9 protein-coding genes are annotated in these 11,615 nt (G+C 62.0%); 7 read left to right on the forward strand and 2 right to left on the reverse strand.

Features of this window, described 5'->3' with window-relative positions; genetic code table 11:
* Nucleotides 1–47: 47 nt before the first annotated feature.
* Both CYG48_RS15545 and CYG48_RS15550 read right to left on the reverse strand, forming a co-directional pair.
* Nucleotides 48–233 carry a hypothetical protein gene (locus CYG48_RS15545; protein WP_118851200.1) on the reverse strand — a complete coding sequence of 62 codons (186 nt, stop codon included), beginning with the start codon at nt 231–233 and terminating at the stop codon, nt 48–50.
* Nucleotides 234–290: 57 nt separating this feature from the next.
* Entirely contained in the window at nt 291–3,902 is a 3,612-nt protein-coding gene (locus CYG48_RS15550; RefSeq protein ID WP_118851201.1) for a hydantoinase B/oxoprolinase family protein, read from the reverse strand.
* A 196-nt stretch (nt 3,903–4,098) separates the two neighbouring features.
* Between CYG48_RS15550 and CYG48_RS15555 the strand changes: the two genes are divergently transcribed.
* From CYG48_RS15555 to CYG48_RS15585, 7 genes are all read left to right on the forward strand, one after another.
* Nucleotides 4,099–4,683 carry a TRAP transporter small permease gene (locus tag CYG48_RS15555; protein ID WP_118851202.1) on the forward strand — a complete coding sequence of 195 codons (585 nt, stop codon included), beginning with the start codon at nt 4,099–4,101 and terminating at the stop codon, nt 4,681–4,683.
* Nucleotides 4,684–4,685: 2 nt separating this feature from the next.
* The gene (locus CYG48_RS15560; protein WP_118851203.1) at nt 4,686–6,002 is read left to right on the forward strand and encodes a TRAP transporter large permease; all 1,317 of its coding nucleotides are present in this window, start codon (nt 4,686–4,688) and stop codon (nt 6,000–6,002) included.
* Nucleotides 6,003–6,025: 23 nt separating this feature from the next.
* Nucleotides 6,026–7,015, forward strand: a complete 990-nt coding sequence (locus CYG48_RS15565; RefSeq protein ID WP_118851701.1) for a TRAP transporter substrate-binding protein — start codon at nt 6,026–6,028, stop codon at nt 7,013–7,015.
* Between the two features lie 58 nt (nt 7,016–7,073).
* The gene (locus CYG48_RS15570) at nt 7,074–7,595 is read left to right on the forward strand and encodes a winged helix DNA-binding protein (RefSeq protein ID WP_118851702.1); all 522 of its coding nucleotides are present in this window, start codon (nt 7,074–7,076) and stop codon (nt 7,593–7,595) included.
* Between the two features lie 165 nt (nt 7,596–7,760).
* Nucleotides 7,761–9,386: an AMP-binding protein gene (locus tag CYG48_RS15575; RefSeq protein WP_118851204.1), complete on the forward strand. Its 1,626-nt coding sequence runs from the start codon at nt 7,761–7,763 to the stop codon at nt 9,384–9,386.
* A gap of 147 nt (nt 9,387–9,533) precedes the next feature.
* Nucleotides 9,534–10,670 (forward strand): ABC transporter substrate-binding protein, encoded by a 1,137-nt coding sequence (locus CYG48_RS15580; RefSeq protein WP_118851205.1) that lies wholly within the window; start codon nt 9,534–9,536, stop codon nt 10,668–10,670.
* Nucleotides 10,671–10,679: 9 nt separating this feature from the next.
* The gene (locus tag CYG48_RS15585) at nt 10,680–11,603 is read left to right on the forward strand and encodes a branched-chain amino acid ABC transporter permease (protein ID WP_118851206.1); all 924 of its coding nucleotides are present in this window, start codon (nt 10,680–10,682) and stop codon (nt 11,601–11,603) included.
* Nucleotides 11,604–11,615 lie beyond the last annotated feature (12 nt).

Raw genomic sequence — 11,615 nt, forward strand, 5'->3', positions numbered from 1 at the left:
CGGGCGGCTCATAACACGGCCGGAGCCGTTACGTCAGCCGTGTTAGGTTAACCGGCTCCGCCGACCGGTGTCACCACCTTGCCGGTGCCATCGCAATCGGGGCAGGCCTCGCCATCCACCCTGCCGGTGCCGGCACAGTGTCGGCAGAGGTTTTCGCCCGCATTAGGTGTTCCCGGCGGAACGGCATCCGGGTTATGTATCGCATTGCCTTTGCCGGCATCGTTTGCGGCCATGTCCGATCTCCTCTCATTTGCTGCAAGAGGAACCGGACACGGCATCACCATGTTCCCTCAAGCCGCTCCGAAACCACCGGCCGTTGGCGTTTGCACGGTGACCGCTTCGCCGGCATCGATGATCGTCTGGTCGCAGCCAGCCAGTTCTTCGATCGTGCCGTCCAGGCGGCGTACGGTTGTGCGGCCCATTTCGCCCGCTTCGCCGCCGGCCAGTCCATGCGGCCGGATCGTCCGGTGCGAGGAAAGGATCGCGCAATCCATTTTCTCGAGGAATCGGATCGTCCGCTTCGTACCGTTGCCGGCGCTGAACTTGCCCTTGCCGCCGGAATTGTCGCGGATGTGGAAGTCTTCCAGCAGCACCGGATAACGCGTTTCCAGGATTTCCGGGTCCGTCAGGCGCGAATTGGTCATGTGCACATGCACCGCATCCGTGCCGTCAAAACCGCTGCCGTCGTTGAAATGCCCGGCCGGCGAACCGGAGCACAGCGTTTCGTAATACTGGTAGGTGTCATTGCCGAAGGTGAGGTTGTTCATCGTGCCCTGGCTTGCGGCGAGCGCGCCCAGCGCACCGAACAGCGCGTTCGTCACATGCTGGGAGGTTTCCACGTTGCCGGCGACGACCGCGGCCGGGTACTGCGGCTTCAGCATCGAACCCTCGGGAACGATGATGCGGATCGGCTTCAAGCAGCCGGCATTCATCGGGATCGAGCTTTCCACCATCACCCGGAAGACATAAAGCACGGCCGCACGCGTTACCGGTTCCGGCGCATTGAAGTTGTTCTTCTTCTGCTCGCTCGTGCCGGTGAAATCGACGGTCGCTTCACGCTTTTCCTTGTCGACGCTGATCTTCACCTTGATCAGGCTGCCCTGGTCGGTCGGGTAGGTGAACTCGGCGTCGTTCAGCTTTTCCAGAACCCGGCGCACGCTTTCTTCGGCGTTGTCCTGCACATGGCTCATATAGGCCTGCACCACATCGAGCCCGAACTGCGCGATCATCTTGCGCATCTCGTGCACGCCCTTTTCGTTGGCGGCGATCTGGGCACGCAGGTCGGCGACATTCTGCGCCACGTTGCGGGCAGGGTAGCGGTGCTCGGAGAGGAGCTTTGTGATGCCGACTTCATCGAAGCGGCCGCGGTCGACGAGCAGCACGTTGTCGAACAGCACGCCTTCTTCATCCACGGTCGTCGCAAGCGGCGTCATGGAGCCCGGGGCGGTGCCGCCCACGTCCGCATGGTGGCCGCGCGAAGCGACGTAGAAGAGGATCTTTTCTCCCTTTTCATCGAACACCGGCGTGACGACGGTGATGTCCGGCAAATGTGTGCCGCCATTGTAAGGCGCGTTCAGCGCAAAAACGTCGCCGGGGCGGATCTTGCCCTTGTTCGCTGCGATCACCGTTTCGACCGAGCGGTCCATGGAGCCGAGATGCACCGGCATATGCGGTGCGTTCGCCACAAGCGCGCCGTTTTCGTCAAAGACCGCGCAGGAGAAGTCCAGCCGCTCCTTGATGTTGACGGAGGAAGCGGTGTTCTGCAGCGTCACGCCCATCTGCTCCGCGATCGACATGAACAGGTTGTTGAACACTTCCAGCAGCACCGGATCGGCCTGCGTGCCGACAGCCTTGGCGCGCGACAGTTCGGCAACGCGCTTCAGCACGACATGGTTGAGGCGGGTGATCTCGAAGGCCCAGCCGTCTTCGACCACGATCGTCTGGTGCGGCTCGACGATCAGGCAGGGGCCCTTCGCACGCGCACCCGGGCCGATGTCGGATCGGCGGTAGACGGGGGCATCGCGCCACGCGCCGCCCGAGAAGAATTTTGTCTGTTCCCCAGCCTGGGGAATTGCGACATCGAGATCGAATTCGGGTTCGGAAGAATCGGCTCCGCCACCGATCGCCTCGACCTCGTAGGCTTCGAAGATGATGTCGCGGTTTTCGAAGATGAAGCCGAACTGCTTCTTGTGGGCTGCCTCGAAGGCGGCGGTCATGTCTGCAGCATCGGTGACCGCGACGGAAAGCGTCGTGTCAGTGCCCTGATAGCGGAGGTGGGCGCGATGCAGCACGTCGGCATGCTCACCGGTGACGCCTTGCGACGCCATTTCTTCCAGCACGCTCGCCGTCAGCTCATCGCGCACCGGCGCAAGCTCCGCCAGGGCGGCCGCGAGCGGCGCCGAAACAGTGCGCTGGCGCGTGGCGCGGATATCGGCAAGCCCCATGCCATAGGCCGACAGGATGCCCGAGAACGGATGGATGAGCACGGTGGAGATGCCGAGCGCATCGGCGGTGAGGCAGGCATGCTGGCCGCCTGCGCCGCCGAAGCAGGTCAACGCATAATGCGTCACATCATACCCGCGCTGCACGCTGATCTTCTTCACGGCGTTCGCCATGTTCTCGACCGCGATCGCCAGGAAACCGTCGGCCACGTCTTCCGGGGTGCGGCCGTCGCCCACCACCTTGGCCATTTCTTCAAAGGCGGCGCGCACGGCATCGGCATCGAGCGGCTGGTCGCGGTTTGGGCCAAAGATCTTCGGGAAGAGCTCGGGCGAGAGCTTGCCGAGCATGACGTTCGCGTCTGTCACCGTCAGCGGCCCGCCACGACGATAGGCCTTGGGGCCCGGATTGGCCCCCGCCGAATCAGGCCCAACCCGGAAACGCCCGTTCTCGAAATGCAGGATCGAGCCGCCACCGGCCGCCACCGTGTGGATCGACATCATCGGTGCGCGCATCCGCACACCCGCGACCTCGGTTTCAAATGAGCGCTCGAGTTCGCCGTCATAGTGCGAGACATCGGTCGAGGTGCCGCCCATGTCGAAGCCGACCATGCGCTCGAAGCCGGCGAGCCGGGAAGTTTCCACCGCGCCAACGACGCCGCCGGCGGGGCCGGAAAGGATCGCGTCCTTGCCCTGGAACAGCCGTGCGGCTGTCAAGCCGCCAGAGGACTGCATGAACATCAACTGAGGACCGCCTTCGCCATCGGCGCCAAGTTCGCTCGCCACCTGGTCGACGTAACGGCGCAGGATTGGCGAGAGATAGGCATCGACCACCGTGGTGTCGCCACGACCGACGAGCTTGATCAACGGCGAAACTTCATGGCTGACGGAGACCTGCGTGAAGCCGATCTCGCGGGCGATGGTGGCCACTGCCTGCTCGTGGGCCGGGTAACGATAGGCATGCATGAAGACGATCGCGACAGCGCGGAAGCCGGCATCATACTCAGCCTGCAGGTCGGCGCGAACGGCTGCCTCGTCCGGTGTGGCTTCAACCGTGCCGTCGGCGCGAACGCGCTCATCCACTTCGACCACGCCGCTGTAGAGCAGTTCCGGCTTGATGATCTTCTTGGCGAAGATGTCGGTACGCGCCTGGTAGCCGATCGCCAATGCATCGCGGAAACCGCGCGTCGTGACGAGCAGGGTGCGTTTGCCCTTGCGCTCCAGGAGCGCGTTGGTCGCAACCGTGGTGCCCATCTTCACGGCGCCGATGAGGTCGGAGGGGATGGGATCGCCAGCGTTCAGCCCCAGAAGCTCGCGAATGCCCTGCACGGCGGCATCACGATAGGCTTCCGGATTTTCCGAAAGAACCTTGTGCGCCACAAGCGTCCCGTCCGGCCGGCGACCGACGATATCGGTGAATGTGCCGCCGCGATCGATCCAGAAATCCCACTTGCCGTTCGTCATGTTCCGCCCCTTCAGGATGTGCTTTGCACCAACGAAAACATTTCGTCGATAAAACGTCAATGATAAGTTGACAGGAAATTGCCTGTTGCTGCATCATGTTCAAACGAAGGGCACCGGCCGCCAAGAGCCTGGCCCCAGCTGGCAACCGAGGGGAGCCAAATGACGCTTATCCGCACCTCAGCGCGGAGGACCTGCCATGTCCACGGCTGATCCTCGCCACAGTGTTTTTCCCGAATGGCTTCGCAAGGGCCTGGATGCCCTTTACCTCGGAGCCGGATATCTCGGCGGCATCTTCCTTGTCGCGATCTTCGTCATCATGCTGTCGCTCTCGGCCGGTCGCCCGTTGGGCATCGATATTCCCGCCGGTGATGACTTCACGGCCTGGTGCATGGCCGCCTGTGCCTTCCTGGCACTGGCACATACCTTTCGCTCTGCGGAACTCATTCGCATGGGGCTGGTGATCGACCGCCTGAACGGTCGCGCCCGGCACATCGTGGAGATCGCCTGCACCGCCATCGGCACCGTCGCTGTCTCCTATTTTGCCTGGTACGCGATCGACATGACCTGGACGTCGTGGAAGTTCAACGATGTCTCGCAGGGCGTGATCGCGGTGAAGCTGTGGATCCCGCAGATGGCAATGGCAGTGGGCCTTGCCCTGCTCGCATTGGCCTTTGCCGATGAACTCATCCATGTCCTCTTCGGCGGCAGCCCGCGCTACGAGAAGCCTCCCGTCAGCAACGATGAGGAATTTATCGAGCGCATCATGGAAAGCGGGGCCTGACCATGGACGCGAGCCACCTTGTCGAAGTCTCCGGCCTGATCCTCGGTTCCCTGCTTCTCCTCCTTGTCGGAGGTGTCTGGATCGGCGCAGCGCTGCTGATCTGCGGCTTCATTGCCATGCAATTCGCACCGGCGGGCATCCAGCTTGGCGCGGCACTTGCCACCAATGCTTGGAGTGGCGCCGCCTCATGGAGCCTTGCCGCGCTGCCGCTCTTCATCTGGATGGGAGAGATCCTGTTCCGCACGCGCCTGTCGGATGAGATGTTCCGGGGCCTCGCACCATGGCTGAACTGGCTTCCGGGTCGTCTCGTGCATGTCAACGTGCTGGGCTGCGGCCTGTTCGGCGCGGTCTCCGGATCCTCGGCCGCGACCACGGCCATGGTCGCAAAGATCACCCTGCCGGAACTGAAGAAGCGGGGTTATAACGAACGCATTGCGCTCGGCTCGCTCGCAGGCGCTGGCACGCTCGGCTTCCTCGTCCCGCCATCGATCCCGATGATCGTGTATGCCGTAGCGGCCAATGTCTCGATCATCCAGATGTTCATGGCGGGGCTCCTTCCCGCAGTGATCGTCATGGGGCTTTACATGGGCGCCATCGTCGTCTGGCACCTGATGAACAAGGACCAGAGCCCGCCGCCAGAGCCGCGCATGCCCTTCCGGGCAAAACTAAAGGAAACGCTCAACCTCATTCCGCTGGCGCTTTTAATCCTCACCGTCTTCGGCGCGCTGCTGCTCGGCTGGGCAACAGCAACCGAATGTGCGGCCTGGGGTGTGCTGGGCGCGCTTGTCATCGCGCTGTGGCAGCGGGCACTCACCTGGAAGACCTTCATCGACAGTATCATGGGCGCCACCCGCATGACGTCGATGATCATGCTGATCCTGACCGGCGCCGGCTATATGTCGATTGCCATGGGCTATACCGGCATTCCGAACGCGCTTGCCTCCTGGGTCGACAGCTTCCAGCTCAGCCCCTACGCGCTGATCGCGGTCCTGACGATCATGTATGTGTTGCTCGGCTGCGCCATCGATGGTCTGTCGATGATCGTGCTGACCACGGTGGTGGTCCTGCCGATGATCCAGCAGGCGGGCTTCGACCTGGTCTGGTTCGGCATCTTCCTCGTCCTGATGGTCGAGATGGCGCAGATCACGCCGCCGGTCGGCTTCAACCTCTTTGTTCTCCAGACGATGAGCGGGCGCGACAGCCTGACCGTTGCCAAGGCCGCGCTTCCGTTCTTCTTCCTGCTTCTGGCAGCAGTTGCAGTCCTCACGATCTTCCCGGACATCGTGTTGGTTCTGCCACGAATGGTTTATCCGGGTTAATGTTCACAACAAGGGGAATGGAAATGCATAAAACGATATCCCGCCTCACACGGATGGGCATTGCCGCCGCCGCCATTCTGGCAGCTTCGGGGACCGCTTGGGCGCAGACAGCCTGGGTTCTGCCTTCTGCCTATCCGCCGGCGAACTACCATGTCGAAAACCTGATGCAGTTCGCAAAGGACGTCGACACTGCTTCCGGTGGTAAGCTGAAGATTACCGTTCACCCGAACGCGGCGCTCTTCAAGGCCCCCGACATCAAGCGTGCCGTCCAGACCGGACAGGCCCAGGCCGGCGAAGTGCTGATCTCGCTGCACGAAAATGAAAACCCGGTCTTCGGCATCGACGTCGTGCCGTTCCTTGCAACCAGCTTCGAGCAGTCGAAGAAGCTTTACGAAGCATCCAAGCCGGCGATCGAAAAGGCGCTCGATGAGCAGGGCCTCAAGCTGCTTTATGCAACGCCGTGGCCGCCGCAGGGTGTCTTCACCAAGAAGGACGTCAACAGCGTTGCCGACCTCAAGGGCCTGAAATGGCGCGCCTACAACGTCGGCACCTCGCGCATCGCAGAACTCGTCGGCGCCCAGCCGGTCACCGTCCAGGCCGCCGAACTGCCGCAGGCGCTCGCAACCGGCGTCGTCGAAAGCCTGATGACCTCGAGCGCAACCGGCGTTGACTCCAAGATCTGGGAATCGCTGACCCACTACTACGACACCCAGGCCTGGATCCCGAAGAACATCACCTTCGTCAACAAGGCTGCTTTCGAAGCCCTCGATCCGGAAGTCCAGAAAGCCGTCACCGATTCCGCGGCTGCCGCTGAAGCGCGTGGCTGGGAGCTCGGCGTGGAAAAGACCAAGGCCTACATGGAGACACTCCAGAAAAACGGCATGCAGGTCGTTGAACCGAGCGAAGAGCTGAAGAAAGGCCTGGCTGACGTTGGCGCCAAGCTGACCGAAGACTGGTTGAAAAAGGCTGGCGCAGACGGTGCTGCCATCCTTGACGCCTACAAGAAGATGTAAGACCAGCATGCGCCGCGAGCTTCATGGCTTGCGGCGCATTGTTTTCGGAGGGAACGCCATGTCATCGGACAAGAACGAGTTCGGGCCGATCGTCTCATCGGGTCATCTTGCAACCGGTGCCTTGCCGGCGCTTTCCGAAATCGAATTCGGCATGATCATGCTGCATCATGCCTTCAATCGCTGGATGGTCCGCTGCATGGCAGCCTCCGGCGTGCCGGATCTCTCGCCGATCGACGTTCTGGTGCTGCACCACATCAACAGCCGCAACAAGCCGAAGACGCTGGCGGACATCGCGCTCGTCCTCAACATCGAGGACACCCATGTCGTCACCTATGCGCTGAAGAAGCTGGAGCGGCTGAAGCTCATCAAGTCAGGCCGGCGCGGCAAGGAAAAGCTGGTGATGATCACCCCGATGGGCGCCGAATCCTGCGCAAAATACGCTGCCATGCGCGAGGCGCTTCTGGTAAAGTCGGTCCTGGCAACGGAAGTCTCCGGCGAGACGCTGTCGGCCATGGCGTCGCGCCTGCGTGCCCTGTCTGGCCACTACGACCAGGCTGCCCGCGCCGCTGCCTCGCTCTGATCGCTAACCGCGCTCCCATCATCGTTGCCACCGCCGGGCGCGCGTAAGCCGGAACGAAAATATTACAAACTTAAAGTTTCTCTCTTGCAACCGTGAACGAGCGGTGCTTTTCTGCGCGAAAGGCACAAAGCCGCATAGAATAAAAAACACTTGGGAACGAAAAGCATGTTGGGACCCTCAGGCCACCAGGACACGTTTGCCCGCGACAATCTTCCGCCCTTTGACCAGTGGCCGGAGATCAAGGTGGGAGACTTTCAGTATCCGGAATGGCTGAATGCCGGGGTCGAGCTCACCGACCGCATGGTCGAAAAGGGCTTCGGCGATCATACCGCGCTTATCGGCAACGGCCGTCGCCGCACCTACAAGGAACTGGCCGACTGGACAAACCGCATCGCGCGTGCGCTCACCGAAGACTACGGCCTCAAGCCGGGCAACCGCGTCCTGATTCGCTCCGCAAACAATCCGGCCATGGTGGCCTGCTGGCTTGCCGCGACGAAGGCTGGCCTCGTGGTGGTCAACACCATGCCTATGCTGCGCGCTGGCGAACTGGTGAAGGCGATCGAGAAGGCGGAAATCCAGCTGTGCCTCTGCGACACCCGCCTCATGGAGGAGATGGTCGCGGCCGCCAAGGAGAGCAAATACCCGACGCTCGTCGTCGGCTTCGATGGCACCGCCAACCACGATGCAGAACTTGACCGCGCTGCGCTGAACAAGCCGGTGCGCTACGAGGCCGTAAAGACCGGTCGCGACGATGTTGCACTGCTCGGCTTCACCTCTGGTTCGACCGGTGTGCCGAAGGCAACGATGCATTTCCATCGCGACCTGCTGATCATCGCCGATGCCTTCGCCAAGGAAGTCTTGAACGTCACGCCCGACGACGTCTTCGTCGGTTCGCCGCCGCTTGCCTTCACCTTTGGCCTCGGCGGCCTGGCAATCTTCCCGTTGCGTTTCGGTGCGGCCGCAACCTTGCTGGAGCAAGCAACGCCGCCGAAGATGATCGAGATCATCGAGACCTACAAGGCGACGATCAGCTTTACCGCGCCGACCGCGTACCGCGCGATGCTGGCGGCCATGGACGGCGGCGCCGACCTGTCCTCGCTGCGTGTTGCGGTGTCGGCCGGTGAAACGCTTCCCGCGCCCGTGTTCGAGGAGTGGGTGAAGAAAACCGGAAAGCCGATCATCGATGGTATCGGCGCAACCGAGATGCTGCACATCTTCATCTCCAACCGGATGGACGACTTCAAGGCCGGCTGCACCGGCAAGCCGCTCGCCGGCTACGAAGCCATTGTCGTCGACGACAACATGAACGAGGTGCCGCGCGGTACGGTTGGGCGGCTCGCGGTCAAGGGGCCGATCGGCTGCCGTTACCTCGCCGACGAGCGGCAGAAGGACTACGTAAAGGACGGCTGGAACCTCACCGGCGACAGCTTCGTGCAGGATGAGGACGGCTACTTCCATTTCGCGGCCCGCTCCGACGACATGATCGTGTCGGCTGGCTACAACATTGCAGGTCCCGAAGTCGAAGCCGCGCTCCTCAAGCACGATGGCGTGCTCGAATGCGCCGTCATCGGCGTGCCCGACGAGGAGCGCGGGACGATCGTCCAGGCGCATGTCGTGCTGGCCAAGGGCCACGAGCCGAGCGATCTGATGGTCAAGATCCTCCAGGATCACGTCAAGTCGGTGATCGCGCCCTACAAGTATCCGCGCTCCATCATCTTCACCGACGCCTTGCCCAAGACCGAATCCGGCAAGATCCAGCGCTTCCGGCTGAAGCAGAAGCTGTCGGCGTAACCATAGTGCGCATTGAATAGTCTCCGGCATCGGGGCCGGAGTGGAAGTTTCCACGCAAATGTGGAAGACAGAAAGAGACCACGGCGGGACACCTCCGCCGCCGGCATCTGGGAACGATACAAACAACAACAATTGGGAGCTTGTTAGATGAAGAAAATGCTCGCTGCGGCCACGCTCGCGCTTAGCCTGAGCGCCTCCGGCCTTGCCTTCGCCGATCCGGTGAAGATCGGCATGATCACCACCCTTTCGGGCGGTGGCGCTGGTCTCGGTATCGATACGCGTGACGGCTTCATGCTGGCCATCAAGAATGCTGGCAACAAGGACATCACCGTCGTTACTGAAGACGATGCACAGAAGCCGGAACTGGCCGTGCAGATCGCCGACAAGATGATCCAGTCAGACAAGGTGGACATCCTCACCGGCATCGTCTGGTCGAACCTGCTGATGGCGGTTGCGCCGAGCGCGGTTGCCCAAGGCAAGTTCTACGTCTCGACCAACGCGGCTCCCGCACAGCTTGCTGGCGCGAACTGCCACAAGCTTTATTTCAACGCCGCCTACCAGAACGACAACCTGCATGAAGCCATGGGCGAATACGCCAACAAGGGCTTCAAGAAGATGTTCATCCTGGCCCCGAACTATCCGGCCGGCAAGGATTCGCTCACCGGCTTCAAGCGCTACTACAAGGGCGAACTGGCAGCCGAAGTCTACACCCAGGTCGGCCAGACCGACTACGCCGCTGAAATCGCCCAGATGCGTGCATCCGGTGCCGATGGCATCTTCGTCTTCCTGCCGGGCGGCATGGGCATCGCCTTCATGAAGCAGTTCGCACAGTCCGGCGTGAAGATCCCGGTCATGGGCCCCGGCTTCTCCTTCAGCCAGGACGTTCTGCCGGCAATCGGCGATGCGGCGCTCGGCGCCAAGGCTTCCGGCCAGTGGGCTCCGGACTTCGACAACGAGGCATCGAAGAAGTTCCTTGCCGACTTCCAGAAGGAATATAATCGCCTTCCGTCGATCTACGCCGTCCAGGCTTATGACGCAGCCCAGTTGATCCTCGCTGCCGCTTCCAAGGCCAGCGTTTCGGACGCCGATGCATTTGCAGCCGAACTGAAGAAGGCTGAGATCCAGTCGCCGCGTGGCAACTTCAAGTTCAACACCAACCAGCATCCGATCCAGGACATTTACCTGACGGAAGTCATCAAGAAGGATGGTGTGCTCACCAACAAGACCGTCGAGAAGATCTTCACCGATCACGGCGATGCCTACGCCAAAGACTGCAAGCTCTAAGGTCGCCACGTGACCATTGCACTTGCTCTGGAGCAGTTGCTGAACGGCATTCAGCTCGGCGTCATGTTGTTTCTCATGGCTGCCGGGCTGACGCTGATCTTTGGCGTCATGGGCCTCATCAACCTCGCTCACGGCTCGCTTTACATGGTCGGCGCATTCGCATGCGCCGCCGTGGCAGCCTGGACCGGATCGTTCTGGATCGGCCTCGTCGCCAGCCTCGTTGCGGCAGCGGCGGCCGGCGCGATCGTTGAGCTGGCCGTCATCCGCAGGCTTTACGACCGCGATCACCTCGACCAGGTGCTGGCGACCTTCGCGCTGATCCTGATGTTTTCAGAAGGCACACGCTGGCTCTTCGGCTCATTCCCGCTTTATCTCGACATTCCGCCGCTGTTGCAGGGCGCCGTCGCGCTTCCCGGTGGTACGGAATATCCGGTCTACCGGCTGGCCATCATTGCCGCCGGCGCGCTTGTTGCCTTCGGGCTCTACATGCTGATCTCCCGCACCCGGCTTGGCATGCGCATTCGCGCCGGCGAAAGCGACCGCGAAATGATCGGCGCGCTCGGCGTCGACATCCGCACGCTTTATACCGTCGTCTTCGCGCTTGGCGCAGCACTCGCTGGCTTTGCGGGCGCCATGGTCGGCGCCATCCAGTCCGTACAGGTCGGCATGGGCGAACCGGTGCTGATCCTCGCCTTCGTGGTCATCGTCATCGGCGGCATCGGCTCGATCAAGGGCGCGCTGCTCGGTGCTCTGCTGGTTGGCGTCACTGATACGATGGGACGTTTCCTGCTGCCCAAGCTGATGGTGCTCTTCGTGCCGCCGGCACAGGCGGGTGCCATCGGCGGCGCTGTTGCATCCATGCTGATCTACATCGTCATGGCCATCATCCTGGCCGTCAAGCCGCGGGGCCTGTTCCCGCCGGCGCATGCGTGAGGCTTCCGGTTC

It is taken from the genome of Neorhizobium sp. SOG26 (assembly GCF_003491345.1).
GTDB lineage: Bacteria > Pseudomonadota > Alphaproteobacteria > Rhizobiales > Rhizobiaceae > Neorhizobium > Neorhizobium turbinariae.

What these genes read in the sequence shown, in the direction of transcription:
- CYG48_RS15545 (WP_118851200.1), bottom strand. Translation starts at nt 233, where the DNA reads ATGGCCGCAAACGATGCCGGCAAAGGCAATGCGATACATAACCCGGAT.
- CYG48_RS15550 (WP_118851201.1), bottom strand. Translation starts at nt 3,902, where the DNA reads ATGACGAACGGCAAGTGGGATTTCTGGATCGATCGCGGCGGCACATTC.
- CYG48_RS15555 (WP_118851202.1), top strand. Translation starts at nt 4,099, where the DNA reads ATGTCCACGGCTGATCCTCGCCACAGTGTTTTTCCCGAATGGCTTCGC.
- CYG48_RS15560 (WP_118851203.1), top strand. Translation starts at nt 4,686, where the DNA reads ATGGACGCGAGCCACCTTGTCGAAGTCTCCGGCCTGATCCTCGGTTCC.
- CYG48_RS15565 (WP_118851701.1), top strand. Translation starts at nt 6,026, where the DNA reads ATGCATAAAACGATATCCCGCCTCACACGGATGGGCATTGCCGCCGCC.
- CYG48_RS15570 (WP_118851702.1), top strand. Translation starts at nt 7,074, where the DNA reads ATGTCATCGGACAAGAACGAGTTCGGGCCGATCGTCTCATCGGGTCAT.
- CYG48_RS15575 (WP_118851204.1), top strand. Translation starts at nt 7,761, where the DNA reads ATGTTGGGACCCTCAGGCCACCAGGACACGTTTGCCCGCGACAATCTT.
- CYG48_RS15580 (WP_118851205.1), top strand. Translation starts at nt 9,534, where the DNA reads ATGAAGAAAATGCTCGCTGCGGCCACGCTCGCGCTTAGCCTGAGCGCC.